At 66.7% G+C, this 20,185-nt stretch carries 20 protein-coding genes; 13 read left to right on the top strand and 7 right to left on the bottom strand.

Going from position 1 to position 20,185, the window contains the following annotated elements:
- Positions 1-26: 26 nt before the first annotated feature.
- Positions 27-800, bottom strand: coding sequence for a ferredoxin--NADP reductase (locus B7Y64_RS00505; RefSeq protein WP_024813657.1), 774 nt, complete (start codon positions 798-800; stop codon positions 27-29).
- 195 nt (positions 801-995) lie between these two features.
- On the opposite strand from B7Y64_RS00505, the gene B7Y64_RS00500 reads away from it, so the two are divergent.
- From B7Y64_RS00500 to B7Y64_RS00485, 4 genes are read left to right on the top strand one after another with little or no spacing between them, the layout of a single operon-like run.
- Positions 996-2,201, top strand: a complete 1,206-nt coding sequence (locus tag B7Y64_RS00500; RefSeq protein ID WP_291328129.1) for an ABC transporter substrate-binding protein — start codon at positions 996-998, stop codon at positions 2,199-2,201.
- 42 nt (positions 2,202-2,243) lie between these two features.
- A complete protein-coding gene (locus B7Y64_RS00495) occupies positions 2,244-4,139 on the top strand; it encodes an ABC transporter permease (RefSeq protein ID WP_291328128.1) in 1,896 nt (631 codons plus the stop codon).
- Positions 4,136-4,927: an ABC transporter ATP-binding protein gene (locus B7Y64_RS00490; protein ID WP_035240878.1), complete on the top strand. Its 792-nt coding sequence runs from the start codon at positions 4,136-4,138 to the stop codon at positions 4,925-4,927. The genes B7Y64_RS00495 and B7Y64_RS00490 overlap by 4 nt, the downstream gene beginning before the upstream one ends.
- A gap of 47 nt (positions 4,928-4,974) precedes the next feature.
- A complete protein-coding gene (locus B7Y64_RS00485) occupies positions 4,975-5,715 on the top strand; it encodes an ABC transporter ATP-binding protein (RefSeq protein ID WP_291325064.1) in 741 nt (246 codons plus the stop codon).
- Positions 5,716-5,870: 155 nt separating this feature from the next.
- Here B7Y64_RS00485 and B7Y64_RS00480 read toward each other — a convergent pair whose 3' ends face one another.
- A complete protein-coding gene (locus B7Y64_RS00480; protein ID WP_291325060.1) occupies positions 5,871-7,421 on the bottom strand; it encodes a YifB family Mg chelatase-like AAA ATPase in 1,551 nt (516 codons plus the stop codon).
- A gap of 211 nt (positions 7,422-7,632) precedes the next feature.
- On the opposite strand from B7Y64_RS00480, the gene B7Y64_RS00475 reads away from it, so the two are divergent.
- The 7 genes from B7Y64_RS00475 to B7Y64_RS00445 all read left to right on the top strand — a co-directional run bounded on the left by B7Y64_RS00475 (position 7,633) and on the right by B7Y64_RS00445 (position 14,521).
- Complete coding sequence (locus B7Y64_RS00475) at positions 7,633-8,364, top strand: TorF family putative porin (RefSeq protein ID WP_291325058.1); 732 nt, start codon at positions 7,633-7,635, stop codon at positions 8,362-8,364.
- Between the two features lie 46 nt (positions 8,365-8,410).
- On the top strand, positions 8,411-8,749 hold the full coding sequence (gene glnK, locus B7Y64_RS00470; protein WP_024813664.1) for a P-II family nitrogen regulator: 339 nt from the start codon (positions 8,411-8,413) through the stop codon (positions 8,747-8,749).
- A 42-nt stretch (positions 8,750-8,791) separates the two neighbouring features.
- Positions 8,792-10,237 carry an ammonium transporter gene (gene amt / locus B7Y64_RS00465; protein WP_111865913.1) on the top strand — a complete coding sequence of 482 codons (1,446 nt, stop codon included), beginning with the start codon at positions 8,792-8,794 and terminating at the stop codon, positions 10,235-10,237.
- Positions 10,238-10,450: 213 nt separating this feature from the next.
- Positions 10,451-11,572 (top strand): glycolate oxidase subunit GlcE, encoded by a 1,122-nt coding sequence (glcE, locus tag B7Y64_RS00460; RefSeq protein WP_291325056.1) that lies wholly within the window; start codon positions 10,451-10,453, stop codon positions 11,570-11,572.
- A gap of 103 nt (positions 11,573-11,675) precedes the next feature.
- Entirely contained in the window at positions 11,676-12,461 is a 786-nt protein-coding gene (locus B7Y64_RS00455) for a YoaK family protein (RefSeq protein ID WP_111866040.1), read from the top strand.
- Between the two features lie 31 nt (positions 12,462-12,492).
- Positions 12,493-13,746 carry a glycolate oxidase subunit GlcF gene (gene glcF / locus B7Y64_RS00450; protein ID WP_291325054.1) on the top strand — a complete coding sequence of 418 codons (1,254 nt, stop codon included), beginning with the start codon at positions 12,493-12,495 and terminating at the stop codon, positions 13,744-13,746.
- 103 nt (positions 13,747-13,849) lie between these two features.
- The gene (locus B7Y64_RS00445) at positions 13,850-14,521 is read left to right on the top strand and encodes an alpha/beta family hydrolase (RefSeq protein ID WP_291325052.1); all 672 of its coding nucleotides are present in this window, start codon (positions 13,850-13,852) and stop codon (positions 14,519-14,521) included.
- On the opposite strand, the gene B7Y64_RS00440 is transcribed toward B7Y64_RS00445, so the two are convergent.
- Both B7Y64_RS00440 and B7Y64_RS00435 read right to left on the bottom strand, forming a co-directional pair.
- On the bottom strand, positions 14,507-15,127 hold the full coding sequence (locus tag B7Y64_RS00440) for a phosphoribosyltransferase family protein (protein ID WP_291325050.1): 621 nt from the start codon (positions 15,125-15,127) through the stop codon (positions 14,507-14,509). The two genes, B7Y64_RS00445 and B7Y64_RS00440, sit on opposite strands and share 15 nt — an antisense overlap.
- A gap of 19 nt (positions 15,128-15,146) precedes the next feature.
- Positions 15,147-15,713: a phosphoribosyltransferase domain-containing protein gene (locus B7Y64_RS00435; RefSeq protein WP_291325048.1), complete on the bottom strand. Its 567-nt coding sequence runs from the start codon at positions 15,711-15,713 to the stop codon at positions 15,147-15,149.
- Between the two features lie 287 nt (positions 15,714-16,000).
- Between B7Y64_RS00435 and B7Y64_RS00430 the strand changes: the two genes are divergently transcribed.
- Both B7Y64_RS00430 and B7Y64_RS00425 read left to right on the top strand, forming a co-directional pair.
- On the top strand, positions 16,001-16,207 hold the full coding sequence (locus B7Y64_RS00430; protein ID WP_024813685.1) for a hypothetical protein: 207 nt from the start codon (positions 16,001-16,003) through the stop codon (positions 16,205-16,207).
- Positions 16,208-16,399: 192 nt separating this feature from the next.
- Entirely contained in the window at positions 16,400-17,299 is a 900-nt protein-coding gene (locus tag B7Y64_RS00425) for a ProQ/FINO family protein (RefSeq protein WP_291328127.1), read from the top strand.
- 10 nt (positions 17,300-17,309) lie between these two features.
- On the opposite strand, the gene B7Y64_RS00420 is transcribed toward B7Y64_RS00425, so the two are convergent.
- From B7Y64_RS00420 to lplT, 3 genes are all read right to left on the bottom strand, one after another.
- Entirely contained in the window at positions 17,310-17,804 is a 495-nt protein-coding gene (locus B7Y64_RS00420) for a glutathione peroxidase (protein ID WP_111865905.1), read from the bottom strand.
- 85 nt (positions 17,805-17,889) lie between these two features.
- Positions 17,890-18,780, bottom strand: coding sequence for a DMT family transporter (locus B7Y64_RS00415; RefSeq protein ID WP_291325044.1), 891 nt, complete (start codon positions 18,778-18,780; stop codon positions 17,890-17,892).
- Positions 18,781-18,836: 56 nt separating this feature from the next.
- Positions 18,837-20,141 carry a lysophospholipid transporter LplT gene (gene lplT / locus B7Y64_RS00410; protein ID WP_114654624.1) on the bottom strand — a complete coding sequence of 435 codons (1,305 nt, stop codon included), beginning with the start codon at positions 20,139-20,141 and terminating at the stop codon, positions 18,837-18,839.
- Positions 20,142-20,185: the final 44 nt, after the last annotated feature.

Genomic DNA, 20,185 nt, shown 5'->3' with positions numbered 1-20,185 from the left:
CGCGGATTATCGTGGCGCCGGTGGTCTTATTTCTCGACGAATGCGCGCTCGATGACAAAGTCACCGGGCTTGGTGGTGTTGCCTTCTTCGAAATCGCGCTGCTCCAGCAGCGTCTTGAGCGAGGCCAGCATTTCGGGGCTGCCGCAGAGCATCACGCGGTCTTCCAGCGGGTTCAGTGCCGGGATGCCCAGGTCGGTGAACAGCTTGCCGTTTTCGATCAGGTCGTTGATGCGGCCCTGGTTGCGGAAGGGTTCGCGCGTGACCGTGGGGTAGTACTTGAGCTGCTTGCTCACCAGCTCGCCCAGGAACTCGTGCTGGGGCAGCTCCTGGGTGATGTAGTCGTGGTAAGCCAGCTCTTTCACCTCGCGCACACCGTGCACCAGGATCACTTCCTCGAATTTCTCGTAGGTCTCGGGGTCGCGGATCACGCTCATGAACGGCGCCAGGCCCGTGCCGGTGGACAGCATGTACAGGCGCTTGGCCGGCAGCAGGTAGTCGATCAGCAGGGTGCCGGTGGGCTTCTTGCCGACGATGATGGTGTCACCCACCTGGATGTGCTGCAGGCGCGAGGTCAGCGGGCCATCGGGCACCTTGATGGACAGGAACTCCAGGTGCTCTTCGTAGTTGGCGCTGACAATGCTGTAGGCGCGCAGCAGCGGCTTGTCGTTCACCTTCAGGCCGATCATGGTGAAGTGCCCGTTGGAAAAGCGCAGCGCCGGGTCGCGGGTGGTGGTGAAGCTGAAAAGCCGGTCGGTCCAGTGGTGAACGGTCAGCACGCGTTCTTCGAGAAATGCACTCATGGTTTCTTGGCGGGAATAAAAAAACAAGGCCCCAACAGGGGGCGGGCTCAGCCTCTCAGGGCGGCGGCGGTGCTGGCGGGGCGAAGCCTGGCGGGCACCCCGGACTGCCGGGCAAACCCGCACATTGTCCGGCAAATGCGATGGGCGGTACATTTTGCGGTTTCGACCTCTGTGATGTCGGACAAAGGAACATGAATGCGAAGCTTCTCCCTGGCCCGTCGGGCCCTTTTTGTAGCCGGGCTGGCATGGGCCGCTGGCGCGGTGCATGCCCAGGGCGCGATCAAGATCGGTGAGATCAACAGCTACAAGGCGCAGCCTGCCTTCCTGGGCCCTTACAAAAAGGGGATGGAGCTGGCCGTGGCAGAGGTCAACAGCGCGGGCGGCATTCAGGGGCGCAAGCTCGAACTGGTGGTGCGCGACGACAACGGCAACCCCGGCGATGCCGTGCGGGCCGCCGACGAGTTGCTGGCGCGCGAGAAGGTGGATGTGCTCATGGGCAGCTTTCTGTCGCATGTGGGGCTGGCCCTGACCGACTTCGCCAAGCAGAAAAAGGTTTTCTTTCTTGCAGCCGAGCCGCTGACCGACAAGATCGTCTGGGAAAACGGCAACCGCTACACCTTCCGCCTGCGCGCCTCCACCTACATGCAGGTGGCCATGCTCGTGCCCGAGGCTGCGGCCCTGAAGAAAAAGCGCTGGGCCATCGTTTACCCCAACTACGAATACGGCCAGTCGGCAGCGGCCACGTTCAAGAAGCTGCTCAAGGCCGCCCAGCCCGACGTGGAGTTTGTGGCCGAGCAGGCGCCGCCCCTGGGCAAGGTGGATGCCGGCAGCGTAGTGCAGGCCCTGGCCGATGCGCGGCCCGATGCCATCTTCAACGTGCTGTTCGCCGCCGATCTGGCGCGCCTGGTGCGCGAGGGCAACACCCGCGGCCTGTTCAAGGGGCGCGAGGTGGTAAGCCTGCTGACGGGTGAGCCCGAGTACCTGGACCCGCTCAAGGGCGAGGCGCCGGTGGGCTGGATCGTCACTGGCTACCCCTGGTATGGCATCCAGACCACCGAGCACCAGGCGTTTCTGAAGGCCTACAAAGAGCGCTTCAACGACCATCCCCGGCTGGGATCGGTGGTGGGCTACACGGCCATTCACTCGCTGGCCGCAGGCCTGCGCAAGGCCGGTGGCAGCGACACCGAAAAGCTGATCGCCGCCTTCAAGGGGCTGGAGGTGACATCGCCGTTTGGCCCCATTCGCTACCGCCCCGAAGACCACCAGTCGACCATGGGCGCGTTTGTGGGCCGCACGCGCCTGCAAAACGGCGTGGGCGCGATGTCGGACTTCCGCTACCTCGACGGTGCGCGCTTTCAGCCGCCGGCCGAGGAGGTGCGGAAATTGCGCGCAGCCGATTGACATTGGCCCCGCCCCGCTGCCGCATCGCCCGGTGAATTGCGCATGAGTTTTTCCGGTCTGCTTGTCCAGTTGCTCAACGGGCTGGCTTCGGCGTCGTCGCTGTTTCTGGTGTCGGCGGGGCTGTCGCTGATCTTCGGGGTCATGCGCATCGTCAACTTCGCCCACGGCTCGTTTTTCATGCTGGGCATCTACGTGGCGTATTCGCTGGTGGAGCACCTGGGCGCCGCCATCGGTTTCTGGCCGGCGCTGCTGCTGGCACCGCTGGCCACGGCGGCACTGGGGGCGCTGGTGGAGGTGGTGCTGCTGCGGCGCATCTATCGCGCGCCCGAGCTTTTTCAGCTGCTGGCCACTTTCGCGCTGGTGCTCGTGATCAAGGATGCCGTGCTGTGGGCTTGGGGCCCCGAAGAGCTTTTCGGGCCGCGTGCGCCGGGGCTGGAGGGGGCGGTCGAAATTCTGGGCCGGCAGTTCCCGACCTATGACCTGTTTTTGATGGCGGTGGGCCCGCTGGTGCTGGGCCTGCTGTGGCTGGGCCTGCACCGCACGCGCTGGGGCACGCTGGTGCGCGCGGCCACGCAAGACCGCGGCATGGTGGGCGCCCTGGGCGTCAACCAGGCCTGGCTGTTCACCGGCGTGTTTGCGCTGGGCGCCTTGCTGGCGGGCCTGGCCGGCGCGCTGCAGCTGCCGCGCGAGCCCGCCCAACTCGACATGGATCTGAACACCATTGGCGCGGCCTTCGTCGTGGTGGTGGTGGGCGGCATGGGCTCGATTCCCGGCGCGTTTGTGGCGGCGCTGCTGATTGCCGAGCTCAAGGCGGTGTGCGTGTGGGCCGGGATGGTGGAGGTGGGGGGCATCAGCCTGTCGTTGTCCAAGATGACGCTGGTGGTGGAGTTTCTGGTCATGGCTGTGGTGCTGGTGTGGCGCCCCTGGGGGCTGCTGGGGCAGCCGCAGCCCCAGGTGCACGCGGCCGGCGTGGCTGAGGCGCCGCTGCATCCCGCCAGCCGGGGGGTGCAATGGTTGGGCTGGGCCGTTCTTGCCGCGCTGGCGCTGGTGCCACTGTTGGCGGGGGCCTGGCCCTATGCGCCGGTGCTGCTGGTGGATTTGCTGGTGGCGGTGCTCTTTGCCTCCAGCCTGCATTTCCTCATGGGGCCGGCGGGCATGCACTCGTTTGGCCATGCCGCCTATTTCGGGCTGGGGGCCTATGCGGCGGCTCTGCTGGTGCAGTCGGCCGGGGTGCGCATGGAAGTGGCCCTGCTTCTGGCACCGCTGGCCGCGGGCGTGGCTGCGCTCGTGTATGGCTGGTTCTGTGTGCGGCTGTCGGGCGTGTACCTCACCATGCTCACGCTGGCGTTTGCGCAGATCACCTGGGCGCTGTGCTACCAGTGGGACGCCGTTACCGGCGGCAGCAACGGCATTGCCGGCGTGTGGCCCGCGCCGTGGCTGGCCAGCCAGCAGGCCTATTACCTGCTGACCCTGGCCCTGGTGGCGGCCGGCGTGCTGCTGCTGCGGCGGGTGTTGCTGGCGCCGTTTGGCTATGCGCTGCGCGCGGTGCGCGACTCGGCCCTGCGGGCCGATGCCATCGGCATGGACGGGCGCCGCCTGCAGTGGGCGGCGTTTGTGGTGGCGGGCGTTTTTGCGGGCCTGGCCGGGGCGCTGTATGTGTTTTCCAAGGGCAGCATTTCGCCCGAAGGGCTTTCGGTGGGCAAGTCGGTGGATGGGCTGGTGATGGTGCTGCTGGGCGGCGTGCAGAATCTGGCGGGCCCCTGGGTGGGCGCGGTCACCTTTACCTGGCTGCACGACACCGTGGCCCGCAACACCGATTACTGGCGCGCCGTGCTGGGTGGCACCATGCTGGCGCTGGTGCTGCTGTTTCCGCAGGGGCTGGCAGGGTTTGCACGGCTTCTGGCCCTGCGCTGGCAGGCCCGCAGGAGCGCACCATGAGCGCAGCGCCACCACTGCTGCAGGTGACTGGCCTGCGCAAGGCCTTTGGCGGTGTGCTGGCGGTCGATGGCGTGGATTTTGCGCTGGCGCCCGGCGAGATGCTGGCGCTGATCGGGCCCAACGGCGCGGGCAAGTCCACCACCTTCAACATGGTGGGCGGCCAGCTGCGGCCCGATGCGGGCACCATCGAGCTGGCCGGGGTGGACATTGCCGGCCTGCCGCCGCGCGCCATCTGGCAGCAGGGCGTAGGGCGCACCTTTCAGATCGCCGAAACCTTTGCCTCGCTCACCGTGGTGGAAAACGTGCAGATGGCCCTGCTGTCGGCGGACCGGCGCCTGTTTTCGTTCTGGCCGCGCGCGCAGAACCACCGGCGCGCCGATGCGCTGGCGCTGCTCGATCAGGTGGGCATGGCGGCGCAGGCGCTGCGCCCCTGCAGTGCGCTGGCCTATGGCGACGTGAAGCGGGTGGAGCTGGCCATGGCGCTGTCCCACGCGCCCCGGTTGTTGCTGATGGATGAGCCCACGGCCGGCATGGCCCCGGCGGAGCGCCTGGCGCTGATGGCGCTCACGCAGCAACTGGCGCGCGAGCGGGCGATGGGCGTGCTGTTCACCGAGCACAGCATGGATGTGGTGTTTGCCCATGCCGACCGCGTTATGGTGCTGGCGCGCGGGCGCCTGCTGGCCGAGGGCACGCCGCAGGCCATTCGCGACAACGCCCAGGTGCAGCAGGTGTATCTGGGCAGCGGCAGCATGTTCGGTCATGTGCCCACGGGCGGGAGCGCGCCGTGACGGCCCGCGCATCCGTGGTTGTGCCAACCGCAACGCCCCAGTCCGCCTTGTCGGCCCCTTTGCTGCAGGTGCAGGGGCTGGCCGCCTGGTATGGCGCAGCGCAGGTGCTGTTTGGCGTGGATGTGCAGGTGGGGCGCGGCGAGGTCGTGGCGTTGATGGGCCGCAACGGTGCCGGCAAGTCCACCACGCTCAAGGCCATCGTGGGCCTGGAGGTGCGCCGCGAGATTCAGCAGGGAGGCCGGTTGCGATTTTTGGGGCGCGACATTGCGCGCAGCGCGCCCTACCAGGTGGCGCGCATGGGGCTGGGCTATGTGCCCGAAGAGCGGCGAATCTTCACCGACCTGAGCGTGCTTGAAAACCTGGAAGTGGGGTGCCAGGGCGCGCGCCACTGGCCCGACGGCAGCGCCGCGCCGCACTGGACACCCGAGCGCCTGTTTGCGCTGTTTCCCAATCTGGGCGAAATGCCCCACCGGCCCGGCGGCCGCATGAGTGGCGGCGAGCAGCAGATGCTTACGGTGGCGCGCACCCTCATGGGCCAGCCGCTGCTGGTGCTGCTCGATGAGCCGTCCGAAGGCGTGGCCCCGCTGATCGTCGAGCAGATGGCCCGCACCATTTTGCAACTCAAGGCCCAGGGCGTGAGCGTGCTGCTGTCTGAACAAAACCTCTACTTTGCCGAGGCGGTGGCCGACCGCGCCTATGTGCTGGAAAAAGGCCAGATCCGCCACCACAGCACCATGGCGGCGCTGGTGGCCGACCTGGCTGTGCGGCGCCAGTACCTCGGGGTGTAGCGACCGAATTTTCGGGGTTCTCGGGAAATATGAGTGAAATTGGCCTCTAGCCCTTTATAGTAAAGCGCAGACAGCTATTAAACATATAGCACCGCCCTGCGGTTTTTGCGGTGTGTACGGGCCAGGCCCGGGGCCGTGCGCGGCGGCCGGGTGTTTCATGCGCCCGGGCTGCGCAGCACGCGCCGGTATTGCACGGCCTCGGCCACATGGGCCACCTGCGTGCTGGTGGCGCCCGCCAGGTCGGCAATGGTGCGCGCCACCTTCAGGGTGCGGTGCGTGCTGCGGGCCGACCAGCCCAGGCGGGCTGCGGCGGTTTGCAGAAACTGCGTGGCAGCGGGCTCCAGGGCGGTGTGGGTGTCGATCTCCTGGCCCTGCAGCGCCTGGTTGGACTTGCCCTGGCGTGCCATGGCCGCCTGGCGGGCGCGGGCCACGCGCTCGCGCACGGCGGCGCTGGCCTCGCCCGCTGGCGCGTCCAGCAGGTCGTTGGCTGGCAAGGCAGGCACCTCCACATGCAGATCGATGCGATCGAGCAGCGGCCCGCTGAGCTTGCCCTGGTAACGCGCCACCTGGTCGGGCGTGCAACGGCAGGCGCGCTGCGCCGACCCCAAAAAGCCACAGGGGCAGGGGTTCATGGCGGCCACCATCTGAAAACACGCCGGAAACTCCGCACGCCGCGCGGCGCGCGCAATGGTGATGCGCCCGGTCTCCAGCGGCTCGCGCAGGGCTTCCAGCGCGGCACGGGGAAACTCTGGCAATTCGTCCAGAAACAGCACCCCGTGGTGGGCCAGTGATATTTCTCCGGGCTGCGGCGGCGAGCCCCCGCCCACCAGCGCCACGGCCGATGCGGTGTGGTGGGGCTGGCTGGTGGGCCGCTGCGCCCACTGCGCGGCGCTAAAGCGGCCTGCCAGGCTGGCCACTGCCGCGCTTTCCAGGGCCTCTTCCATGGTCATGGCTGGCAGCAGCCCGGCAAAGCGCTGGGCCAGCATGGACTTGCCCGAGCCCGGCGGCCCCATCATCAATAGGCTGTGCCCGCCGGCGGCCGCGATTTCAAGTGCGCGTTTGGCAACCACCTGGCCCTTGACATCCGAAAGGTCGGCATAGACCGCTTGCGTGGCCAGCGGTGCGGGCTGCAGCAGGCACCAGCCGTCGTCAGTGGCAGCGCTGTCGTCGATGGACTCCTGGGCGCCTGCCGGTAAAAAATGCCGCACCACATCCAGCAGGTGGCGCGCGCGGTAAACCTGCGCATCGGGTACCAGGGCGGCTTCTTCGGCGCTGCCCGGTGGCAGCACCAGCCGCACCGCCACCTGGTGGGCCCGCAGCGCCAGGCTGGTGGCCAGGGCGCCGCGCACGGGGCGCAATTGGCCGGACAACGACAGCTCGCCAGCGAATTCATGACCGGCCAGACGGCTGGCGTCGATCTGTCCGCTGGCGGCCAGGATGCCCAGGGCGATGGGCAGGTCAAAGCGCCCCGAGTCCTTGGGCAGATCGGCCGGCGCCAGGTTCACGGTGATGCGCTTGTTGTGCGGAAACTCCAGCCCCGCGTTCTGCAGCGCCGAGCGCACGCGCTCGCGCGCCTCCTTCACCTCCACATCGGCCAGACCGACCAGGGTGAAGCTGGGGAGCCCGTTGGCCAGATGCACCTCGACGGTGACCGAGGGCGCCTGCAGCCCCAGAAGCGCGCGGCTTTGCACCAAAGCAAGACTCATGAGCGGTTTTCTCCCCAGATAGGTGCGGTGGGTGGATGGTTGTTGTCTGGCTGCCGTGCTGCGCACCACTCGGGTGCGATGGCGCGGCGCCACCACCAATGTAAGGGCGAATGCAGACCACGGGCGCAGGGCGTGCCGTCGTGGTGTTTTGCGACATGGCACGGACCGTGCTTAACCGGTGTGTACCCACTTTAGACCTACCGGAGGAACCATGACCCGCGCATCCATCAAGTTCTTGAGCGTCGCCTTTCTTGCCGCCCTGCCCATGCTGGCCAGTGCCCAGCTCACGGGCAATGTCAGCCTGACCAGCAACTACAAGTTCCGGGGCCAGGACCAGGACACCGGCAAGGTCAGTGCCTTCAAGCCCGCAGTGCAAGGTGGCTTTGACTATGCCTTTGGCGACTCTGGCTGGTATGTCGGCAACTGGAACTCCAGCGTGAACTGGCTGTCTGGCAACTCGCTGGAATCCGATGTCTACGGCGGCTACAAGTTCAAGGCCGGCGGAGCGGACCTGGATGTGGGCGCGCTGGCCTATCTGTATCCCGGCAACACCAGCGGCAACACCACCGAGCTCTATGGCGCCGCCACTTTTGGCCCGCTCACGGCCAAGTATGCGCACACGGTGTCCAAGGACTATTTCGGCTGGGCGGGCGCCAAGTCCGGCTCCGGTCTCAAGGGCCGCAACACCGGCTACCTGAGCTTCGCCGTGGCACAGGAAGTGATGCCCAAGGTCACGCTGAAGGCATCGGTGGGCTTCACCCGCTTTTCCAGCGACATCAAGGATGCAGGCGTGCCCAACTACATGGATTACAGCGTCGGTGGTGTCTATGACTTTGGCGATGGCCTCACGCTGGGCGCTGCCATCGTGGGCGCCAACAAGAAAGACTTTTTTGGCCCCGTCAACAAAGCCCGCGTGATCGCCACGCTCACCAAAACCCTGTAATCAACGGAGGGCGCCCTGTCGGTGCCCTCAATCGGAGGAACTCAAAATGAAAATGGTGACAGCCATCATCAAACCCTTCAAGCTCGACGAAGTGCGCGAAGCCCTCTCTGACATCGGGGTGCAGGGCATCACGGTCACCGAGGTCAAGGGCTTCGGCCGCCAAAAGGGCCATACCGAGCTGTACCGCGGCGCGGAGTATGTGGTCGACTTTCTGCCCAAGGTGAAGATCGAGGCCGCCGTGGACGATGAGCTGGTCGACCGCGTGATCGAAGCCATTGAGGGCGCTGCACGCACCGGCAAGATCGGCGACGGCAAGATTTTCGTCAGCCACCTGGAGCAGGTGGTGCGCATTCGCACCGGCGAAACCGGCAAGGAAGCCCTTTAAGCACGGCCCCAAGCCCGCTGCATCCCACAGAGAGTACATGCCATGAAAAAACTGCTTGCCTCCTTCATTCTGGGACTGAGTCTGCTGTCCGCAGGAACCCTGTCCTTGGCCCAGGCACCCGCCCCGGCCGACACCACCATCGCCGCCCCGGTGGCCGATGCCGCTGCGCCAGCCCCTGTGGCTGCACCTGTCGCCGAGGCCCCAGCGCCCGCAGCCGAACCGGTTGCAGCCGCCGAAGCGGCCCCCACGGCACCCGCGCCCAAGCTCGACTCGGGTGACACCGCCTGGATGCTGACGTCCACCATGCTTGTGATCCTGATGGTCATTCCGGGCCTGGCACTGTTCTACGGCGGCCTGGCCCGTTCCAAGAACATGCTGTCGGTGCTGGTGCAGGTGTTCGTGATCTTTGCGCTGATCACCGTGCTGTGGGCCGTTTATGGCTACAGCCTGACGTTCGCCGGCGAGGGCCAGTTCTTCGGAGGGTTTGACAAGATCTTCCTCAAGGGCATCGCGCCAGACACGCTGTCGGGCCTGCTGCCAACCATTCCCGAATATGTGTTCGTGGCCTTCCAGTCCACCTTTGCCGCCATCACCGTGGCGCTGATCGTGGGATCGTTTGCCGAGCGCATCAAGTTCGCCGCCGTGCTGATCTTTGCCGTGCTGTGGTTCACCTTCAGCTACATCCCCATGGCCCACATGGTGTGGGGCGGCGGTCTGCTGGGCAAGGACGGCGCGCTCGACTTCGCTGGTGGCACCGTGGTGCACATCAATGCCGGTATCGCTGGCCTGGTGGGTGCCTACATGGTGGGCAAGCGCATCGGCTTCGGCAAAGAAGCGCTCACGCCCCACAGCCTGACACTGACCATGGTGGGTGCCTCGCTGCTGTGGGTGGGCTGGTTTGGCTTCAATGCCGGCTCGGCAGGTGCTGCCAACGGCGTGGCTGGCCTGGCCTTCATCAACACGATTCTGGCCACGGGTGCTGCCACGCTGTCGTGGCTGGCCGGTGAAGCCCTGCACAAGGGCAAGGCCTCGATGCTGGGTGCTGCCTCGGGCGCCGTGGCGGGTCTGGTGGCGGTCACACCGGCTGCCGGTTTCGTGGGCCCCATGGGTTCCATCGTGCTGGGCCTGATCGCTGGCGTGGTCTGCCTGTGGGGCGTGGGTGGCCTCAAGAAGATGCTGGGTGCCGACGATGCGTTCGATGTGTTTGGCGTGCACGGTCTGGGCGGCATCATCGGTGCCATCCTGACGGCGGTGTTTGCCTCGCAAAGCCTGGGTGGCACGGGCGGTCTGACCCCCGACACCTTCGCCATGGGCGCTCAGCTGTGGATCCAGGTCAAGAGCGTGCTGCTCACCATCGTGTGGTCTGGCGTGGTCTCCTTCGTCGCCTACAAGATCGCCGATCTGCTAGTGGGCCTGCGGGTGCCAGAAGAAGCCGAGCGCGAAGGTCTGGACATCACTTCGCACGGCGAAACGGCGTACAACCGCTGAACGCCCAGCGCTGCGGTGTCTGGTGGCGCCGCAGCGCCGTGCAAGACAGACGAGTTTCTTCAAGGTTTTGGCCCGCCATTTCGGCGGGCCTTTTTTATGGAGCGATGCGTTGGCATCGCTGCCTGCGCCGGCCGGGGCTCCTGTGGATTGCACAGCCCCTGTTCAAAAAATTCATGCGACCCGCCCGGCCTGCCGTGGCGCTGTGCCGCTACCATGCAGACCATGGAATTCGCCCTTCGCCAGATTGTTGACCGTGTCCGCGCTGCTGCCGCCGCGCAAACCCCCCTGCGCATCCGCGGCGGGGGCACCAAGGACTTTCACGGCCTTGCGCTGCACGGCGAGGTGCTGGACACCCGCCCACTCAACGGCATCGTGAGCTATGAGCCCAGTGAACTGGTGGTGACGGCGCGCGCCGGTACGCAGCTGTCCGATCTGGAGGCCGTACTGGCCGAAAAAGGCCAGTGCCTGCCGTTCGAGCCACCCCATTTCGGCCCGGGTGCCACGGTGGGGGGCATGGTGGCGGCCGGGCTGAGCGGCCCCGCCCGCGCCAGCGTGGGTGCGGTGCGCGACTACCTGCTGGGTGTGGTGCTGATCAACGGGCGCGGCGAGCTGCTCACGTTTGGTGGCCAGGTGATGAAAAACGTGGCGGGCTACGATGTTTCGCGCCTGATGGCGGGCGCCTGGGGCACGCTGGGCCTGCTCACCGAGGTCAGCCTCAAGGTGTTGCCCGTGGCTCCCGCCGAAGCCACGCTGCGCTTCGAATGCAACCAGGCCGATGCCCTGCGCAAGCTGCACACTTGGGGTGGCCAGCCATTGCCGCTCAATGCCAGTTGCTGGGTGGAGGACGCGGGTGTGGGCCAGCTCTATGTGCGCCTGCGTGGCGCCGTGGCGGCGGTGGATGCGGCCTGCAAAAGCATGGGCGGCACGCGGCTCGACAACGCCACAGCGGCACCCGACTGGCAGGCCTGCCGGGAGCAGACGCTGCCCTGGTTCGCTGCCCGCCTGGCGCGGCCCGGGCAGGCGCTGTGGCGCCTGTCGCTGCCCGCCACAGCCCCCGTGCTGGCTCTGCCGGGGGGCGTGTCGCCGCTGGTCGAATGGCATGGTGCCCTGCGCTGGGTTCAGGCGCCGCTCGCGCACGGTGATGTGCTGCGCGAAGCAGCCCGGGCAGTGGGTGGGAGTGCTTCACTATTCATAGCTGACGGCGCAGGTGGGGAAAGGGCTGGAGGTCAATTGGATCTGAAATCTGCGGCATTGGAGCAGATCCACGCGCGCCTCAAGCACAGCTTCGACCCGGCCGGTATCTTCAACCCCGGCCGCATGGCGCCGCAGTGGTAAGGAGCGTGCGCGTGCTTGCCATCGCCGTCCGGCACGGGGCGCTTTACCCGTGCAAGGCGCAGCGGCGCGCGGCGCCTCGCCGGTGCTGAACCGGGATCTGAACATGCGGCGCCTGCGTCACCTCACCGGCCACCACCGCACGGGCACCAGCAATCGCGTGCTGGGCCTGTTGCTGGCCTTCAATGCCGGGGCGGTGAATGCGGGCGGTTTTCTGGTGGTGAACCTGTACACCTCGCACATGACGGGCTTTCTTTCCATGCTGGCCGACAACCTCGTGCTGGGCAACACGGTGCTGGTGCTCAGCGCCGTGGGGGCCCTGCTGGCCTTCATCAGCGGCGCGGCCACCACGGCGGTGATGGTGAACTGGGCGCTGCAGCGCAAGTTGCACAGCAGCTATGCACTGCCGCTGGTGGTGGTGGCCCTGCTCATGCTGGTGTTCGGCCTGGTGGGTGCCATCACGCTGGACTGGCGCACGCCTTTTTCCGTGCCCATGACGGTGCTTCTGCTGTCTTTCATCATGGGTCTGCAAAACGCCACGGTGACCAAGATGTCTTCGTCCCAGATCCGCACCACCCACATGACAGGCGTGGTGACCGACCTGGGCATCGAGCTGGGCAAGTTGCTCTACTGGAACCGCACCGGCACCGCGCTGGAAAACCAGGTGCGCTCCAACCATGCCCGGCTGCGTCTGTTTGCGGGGCTGGTGGCGATGTTCCTCATTGGCGGCATTGCCGGGGCGGCCGGCTTCAAGCATGTGGGTTTCGTTTTTGTGGTGCCACTGGCGCTGGTGCTGCTGGCCCTGTCGCTGCCCCCGCTGTGGGCCGACCGGGCGCGCCTGCGCCATCCGCTGCGCAAGGCCGCGCCCGCCCAGCTGCCCCCCGCCCCCTGATTTTTTCTGTTGACCTGTCCAGGCTGCACCCATGCAAACCCAACTCGCCCCTGAATACCGCGCCCGCCCCGATGGCCTGGAGGCCGAAGCCATCGTGCGCAAATGCGTGCACTGCGGTTTCTGCACGGCAACCTGCCCCACCTACCAGCTGCTGGGCGACGAGCTCGATGGCCCGCGTGGCCGCATCTACCTCATCAAGCAGGTGCTCGAAGGCGAGCCCCCCACGCGCAAGACGCAGATGCACCTGGACCGGTGCCTGACCTGCCGCAACTGCGAAAGCACCTGCCCCAGCGGCGTGCAGTATGGCCACCTGATCGACATCGGGCGCAAGCTGGTGGACGAAAAAGTGCCCCGTCCCCTGGGCGAAAAGGCCCTGCGCTGGGCGCTGAAAGAGGGGCTGCCATCGCCCCTTTTTGCCCCCGCCATGAAGGTGGGCCAGGCGGTGCGCGGCCTGCTGCCCCAATCCCTGCGGGCCAAGGTGCCTGCGCCGCAACAGGCGGGGGCCTGGCCCACCCGCGAGCATGCGCGCAAGGTGCTCATGCTGGCCGGTTGCGTGCAGCCGGCCATGATGCCCAACATCAACACCGCCACGGCCCGTGTGCTGGACGCAGCGGGCATCCAGACCGTGATTTCGCCCCAGGCCGGGTGCTGCGGCGCCGTCAAGTTCCACCTCAACGACCAGGAAGGCGGCAAGGCCGAGATGCGCGCCAACATCGACGCCTGGTGGCCGCTGGTGGAGGCGGGCGGTGTGGAATCCATTGTCATGAACGCCTCGGGCTGCGGCGTCACCGTCAAGGAATACGGCCACATCCTCAAGGACGACCCGCACTACGCCACCAAGGCCGAGCGCATCAGCGCCCTCACCCGCGACCTGTCGGAGCTGCTGCCCGCGCTGTTGCCCGAGCTGGCGCAAAAACTGGCCGGCCGCGTGCAGCCCCCCGACGTGCTGTTTGCCTACCACCCGCCTTGCACCCTGCAGCATGGCCAGCAACTGCGCGGCGGGGTAGAGACGCACCTGAACCAGCTGGGCTTCAAGCTGCGCGTGGCACGCAACGAATCCCACCTGTGCTGTGGCTCGGCGGGCACCTATTCGGTGCTCAACCCGGACCTGTCGTACCAGCTGCGCGACCGCAAGCTCGGTGTGCTGGGCGAAGCCTTTGGCGAGCAGGCGCCCGACGCCATTCTTTCGGCCAACATCGGCTGCATCACGCATCTGCAAAGTGGCACGGCCACGCCCGTGAGGCACTGGGTGGAAGTACTGGACGAGGCGCTGGCCGCGCCTTGAAATCCTGTCCGGTCTTTTCCCGCGTTGCCAGGATGGGTGATCCGGGCGTTTCGGGGCATGGCCGAGTGGCAGGCGAAGACAATGGCGGCAGAGGTGAAACCCCATGCACGCTGCGACGGAACAACTGGTTCGTATCCCGGTGGACGCTGGCCTTATCGAGGGCGCGCTGGAGTGCCCGCCCGACAGCCAGGGTCTGGTGCTGTTTGCCCACGGCAGCGGCAGCAGCCGCCACAGCCCCCGCAACAACCATGTGGCGCGGGTGCTGCGAGAACGCGGCCTGGCGACCCTGCTGGTCGATCTGCTCACGCCAGAGGAAGACCGTGTCTATGCCACGCGGTTCGACATCCCGCTTCTCACGCAACGCCTGCTGGATGTGACCGATTGGGCCAGGCGCCAGCCCGCAACGGCATTGCTGCCCATGGGGTATTTCGGTGCCAGCACCGGTGCTGCGGCGGCCTTGAGTGCTGCTGCCTCGCAGGGCGCAGGCATACGGGCCGTGGTCTCCCGCGGCGGGCGCCCGGATCTCGCCCCGGCCCGTGATCTTGCGCGGGTGCAGTGCCCCACCCTGCTGCTGGTGGGCGCGTGCGACGAAGAGGTGCTGGCCCTCAACCGGTGCGCCGCCGCGCACATGCCCGGGCCCACCCACCTGACCATCGTTCCCGGTGCCACCCATCTGTTTGAAGAGCCCGGAACGCTGGAGACCGTGGCCCGCCTGGCGGCCGACTGGTTCGCGCAGCATTTGCCTACGCGCGGGGCACCCTCAGGCGCGCAGTAGCGCGATCACTTCCTCGTCATCCACCTGAGGGAAGTGGCGGTAAAACTGGCCTACCGCCTGAAAATCTTCCGGCGCCTGCAGGCACACCACCTCGTCCGCCATGGGCCGGATTTTCTGCAGGGCATCGGTTGATGCGACAGGGATGGCGCAGACCAGCTTGCCGGGTTGGCGCTGGCGCAGGCTGTGCAGCGCAGCCATCATGGTGGCCCCCGTGGCCAGACCATCGTCCACCGCGATGACGACGCGCCCTTGCGGATCGATCGGTGCATGGATCGGTGTGTATTGCACGCGGCGCGAGTGGATGGTGGCCAGCTGCTTCTGCCTTTCTGCAGCGATGTAGTCCTGGTCGGCGCCTACCGCGGCAGCATAGGGGGCGATGTAGGTCCAGCCGCTTTCCGCCACCGAGCCAATCGCCACCTCTGGCTCAAAGGGGGCGCGCAGCTTGCGCACCAGCACCACGTCGAAATCGCCGCCGATCTGCCGGGCCACGATCTTGCCGATGGGCACAGCACCGCGCGGAATGGCCAATACCAAGGGGTGCTGGTCGCGATAGCCTTTCAGGCGGTCGGCCAGCTGATGGGCAGCGTCATCGCGGTCTTTGAACATGGGGCGGCCTCGGGTGGGTTCATTGCGGGCGAGCGGGCTGCACCAGCTCTATCCGGAAATCGGGCTCATACGGCGGCACATGGCACTCGATGATGTCTGGCGGGGCGATGCCAAGCCGGGCGCCCACCACATCGGCGTGCACGGGCAGGCGGGTGGTGACACGGTCCACCAGGCAGGCCACCCGGATGGCCGCTGGCTGCTTGCGCGCCAGATATTCCACCACCCTCAGCAGCGAATGGCCGGTGTACAAGACATCATCGACCACCAGCACCGTAGAGCCGCGCAAATCCAGCGCGGCGTGTTGCGCCTGCTCTGTCAGCAGGGTTTCCGGGTGGAGCAGCGTCAGGTCGTCTGCATAACGCTTGACCTGCAGATCCAGCCGCAACGGCTGAGGCAGCCCATACAGCTCCACCATCCGCGCGGTCAGGCGATCTGCCAGCGGCGCGCCTCGGCGCAGCACACCAATCACGGCCACCGGGTGGGCTCCGTGGAGCAGGCTGTTGGCCTGCCGCGCCATCTCGTCGATGACGGCCACCAACTGCGGCGTGTCGTACAGGACGGTTCGCGTGCCAGAGGGGGCGTTCATGGCGCCCGCCGCAGGATGAGCGGGCCGTTGGCGGCGTTCTTGAGCCATCCCGGCGAGGGCCCGATGCGCCTGCCGAGCGACAGGCTTTGGTGGGGTATCCGTGAAGTCATGGGGCTTCTCCTGGGGGAGAAAAATCGAACACACGAAGCGCGACGTCCACTTTATGGGGCGCCGTAGCGGGCGTCAATCCCGGGGGGCGCCCCGGTTTGCCACCGGGCCTCGCTTCCTGTACCGTCTGCAGTGTGGTCTGCGAAGCTTTGGCCTTGCGCCACACACAGGAGATCTTCATGACGATCCATCAGAACCCGCGCGACAAGCAACCGCCCCACACGGGCAAGGTCGAGAACGACACCAACAAACTGGGCGAGCAGGACCCCACCCAGATCAACCAGGGCAAGCGCACCCCCGAAAGCCGCAGTGACCGCGAGTCGCATGTGGGCGGCAGCAACCAGTCGCAATCGCGGCGAGGGCCAGCCGGGAGCAACAACCGATAGAGGTGGCTACCTGGGCTGGGAGCCGGTATGCGCGGACCATGCGGTCGTGGTGCGTTCACCTTTCCGATGCCGAATTCCTTGCTCTGGTGGGGCGCAATGACGGGGTGACTCGTGACGCAGCACGCTGCAACATCCCTGCCCCCAACAGGTGGTTGTGGTGCGCGCCGTGAGGAGCGTTTTGCCAAGGCTGGCATGATCGAGGGTTTTGTTGCCCTCCACCCGCTAGCCATGACCGACCACGTGCCAGACCAAGAACCCACAGTGGCGCCCGCCGCCCCGGTAGCCGCTGCCAACGCCCAGCAGGCGTTGCAGCAGCCCGAGACTGGCGACAGCGCCCCGGCGGCCACTGCCGCAGCCTCCATGGCCACGGATTCCACGCGCGGGGATCGCCCGTCCCGGGGTGGGCGCGGTGGCCGCAACAGCGGCCGTGATCGCGCGCGCAGCGAGGGCCAGGCGCCTGCAGGCCCGCAAGCGCCATCGCGCACGCCCCCGCGCACCCACCCGGCGCTGGAGCAGTTGGCGGGGCTTTATCCCCATCTGTTCGGCGCTGTGTTTTTGCCGCTCAAGCGCGGCATCTTTCAGGACCTGCTGGAAGCCCATCCCGAGCTGTTTGAACGCGATGCGCTCAAGGTGGCGCTGGGTATCCACACCCGTTCCACCCGTTACCTGCAAAGCGTGGCCGCCGGCGAAAAGCGCCACGACCTCGCGGGCCAGCCCGTTGAAGACATGGCGCCCGAGCATGTGCACCATGCCTTGCTGGAGGTGTTTCGCCGCCGCAAGGCCCGTGCGGGCGACGACGTTTTGCCCAAGCTGCGCAAGCGCATGATCCAGGCGTTTGAGGCCTCGGGCCTGACGCGCGAGGCCTATACCGAGCTGGTCACCGGCCGCGATGAGGCGGCCAACGCCATCCTGGAAGAAGCCTTTGCCGAATGGGCAGCCCGCAATGCCAAGGACGAGGCCCTGCTGCGTGCCTTCGAAGCCAGCGGCCAGACGCTGGAGGCCTTTGCCGACATGTACGGCATGGACCCGCGCCAGGCCGGTCAGATGCTGGAGCGCGCGCGCCACCAGCGTCCGCCCGCTGCCACGGCCTGATTGCCGCTTGTTAAGCGCCTGGGGCGGCCAGCGCAGCCTCGATGTCGCCTGCCAGTTTTTTTGGCGCATCTTGCGGGGCATAGCGGCGGATCACGCGGCCGTCCTTGCCCACGAGGAATTTCGTGAAGTTCCACTTGATGGCCTTGCTGCCCAGCAGGCCCGGGGCTTCTGCGGTGAGCCACTGGTATAGGGGCGAGGCGTTGGCGCCATTCACGTCGATCTTGGCCATCATCGGAAAACTCACGCCATAGTTGAGCTGGCAAAAGCTGGCGATTTCGTCGTTGCTGCCCGGGTCCTGGTGGCCGAACTGATTGCACGGAAAACCCAGCACCACCAGCCCCTTGTCGCCATATTGCTTGTGCAGCTCTTCCAGCCCGCCAAACTGGGGCGTGAAGCCGCAGGCACTGGCCGTGTTGACGATCAGCAAAACCTTGCCCTCGAACTGCCGCAGCGGCACGGCGGGGCCGCTCATGGGCTGGGCTTCAAAGTCATACAGGCTGGACATATGGGCAACTCCTTGTGGGCAAGGGGGCATGGTAGCGACTGGTTGCCCGTCGTGCAGGGCGCTGGGCGATTGCCCGTGCGTGCCATCAGGCGCTGGCACTGCGCCGATATTGCAGCGCAGCCAGCAGTGCTGCCAGCATGATCAGCGACCCGCCCAGCAGGGTGCGCGGCTCCAGCGGGGCGGCGGTGAGCAGGGCCGATGACACGCTGGCAAACACCACCTCCGACAGCATCACCAGTGCCGTGGTGCCCGCCGCCAGGCGCGTGGCGCCATATTGCAGGGCGTAGTTGCCCAGCAGAAAGGCCAGTGCCAGCGCCAGGGCCAGCAGGACCCAGGCCAGGGCCGGGGCGGGCAGGGAGGGCACGGCCCCCACCGCCAGCCCCGCTGTGGCACTGAGGCCGGCCAGCAGGGCGCCGCCGCCAAACATGGCGAGCATGCGCGCCTCGCCGGGCACGGCATGCAGGCGCCGCAGTGTCACGTTGGTGAGGGCAAAACAAAAACCGCCCGCCAGCGCCAGCAGGTCGGCGCCCGAAAGGTGGGCTGCCAGCCGGGTCCATGCGGCATCTGCGGGCACCAGCACCAGCGCAACGCCTGCAAAGGCCAGCAGCAGCCGCACCAGCGCCACGCCCGTGGGGCGGTCGCCCAGCAGCCTCCAGGCCAGCAGCACCGACCAGGCGGGCATGAGATAAAACAGCAGCACCACGCGCACCACGTCTCCCACCGTCACAGCCCAGTTGAAGGCCACGTTGGTGAGACCCGAGCTCAGTGCCAGCAGCCACAGGGCGGGGTGTTGCAGCGCCGTGCGCAGCGCTTGCGGCCGGGCCAGCAGCAGGCAGACCAGCGCCAACGCATACATCAGCGCCGTCGCCCACAGGGGGTGCAGCCCGGCCGCGTGCAGCTGCCTGAAAGGCCACCACGAAACGCCCCACACCAAGGCGTTGAGCACCAGTGCCAGTATGGAAAGCAGGTTGGGCATCAAATCGGCATCAAGCGCTTATTTGGTAAGCGCTAATAGCTATTAAAATAATAGCGTTAGTGGTGCGTATCCTGCCGCGCGATGTGCAGCAGGTGGTCGAGTTCCTCGCTGTGGTTGCGGCAGTTGCTGGCATGCCAGCGCTGGATGACCAGCATGATGCCGGCCACCACCACCCCAAACACCGTGATGGCCCCAAAGACCGACAACCCCAGCTTGAGCGACAGGCTGTAGAACGCGCCCAGGCCCAGGATGCAGGCCTGCTCGTTGAAGTTTTGCACCGCAATCGACCGCCCCGCGCCCATGAGGTTGTGGCCCCGGTGCTGCAGCAGGGCGTTCATGGGCACCACCAGAAAGCCGCCCAGCCCGCCCAGCAGGATCAGGAACGGAATGGCCAGCCAGATGTTGCTGATGAACACCATCAGGATCAGCAGCAGCCCCATCGCGATGCCCAGCGGAATCACGCGGGTGGCCATGTCCAGGCGCATGCGCATGGATGCCGCCACGGCGCCCACGGCGGTGCCGATGGCCACCACGCCGGTCAGGGCCGATGCCTGCGTGGTGTTGTAGCCCAGGGCCACACCGGCCCACGCCAGCACGATGAACTTGAGGTTGCCCCCCGCGCCCCAGAACAGGGTGGTGGTGGACAGCGAAATCTGCCCCAGCTTGTCGTGCCACAGGCGGCTGTTGCAGGCCCAGAAGTCGGGCAGCAGGGCCAGCGTGCTGGCCAGAATGCTGCGTTGCGGGTGCTGGCGCAGCGGGCGCATCTCCACGCCCGTATGGGGGATGCGCGTGTTGAACCAGGCGGCCAGGGCATACACCAGGATCAGCGCGGCAATGGCCGCTTCGGCGGCGGTGTGGATGCCGAAATCGATCATGGGTATGTCGATGGACAGCAGCGCTGCCGACAGATGGTGTCCCACCAGCTGCCCGCCCAGCAACACCCCCAGGATGATGGAGGCAATGGTCAGCCCCTCGATCCAGCCGTTGGCCTTGACCAGTTGCGAGGCCGGCAGCAGCTCGGTAAGGATGCCGTACTTGGCGGGGGAATAGGCCGCTGCGCCCAGCCCCACCACGGCATAGGCAATCAGCGGGTGCGAGCCGAACAGCATCATCAGGCAGCCAACGATCTTGATGGCATTGCTGAAAAACATCACCCGGCCCTTGGGCAAGGCATCGGCAAATGCGCCCACGAAAGGCGCCAGCACCACATAAAACAGGGCAAACATGGGCACCAGTGCCGCGCGCTGCCATTCGGGGGCACCGCTGGTGCGGAGCAATTCCACGGCCGCCACGAAGAGTGCGTTGTCGGCGAGCGAGCTAAAAAACTGCGCCGACATGATGGTGTAAAAACCGCGCTTCATCGAATGGCTGGAGGGGATATCAGAGAGGCTGATGCCCGAATGGA

Origin of the sequence: Acidovorax sp. 35-64-16, from assembly GCF_002281195.1 — a bacterium.
Classification (GTDB): Bacteria; Pseudomonadota; Gammaproteobacteria; order Burkholderiales; family Burkholderiaceae_C; genus Acidovorax; species Acidovorax defluvii.
This window is presented reverse-complemented; position numbering and strand designations above follow the sequence as displayed.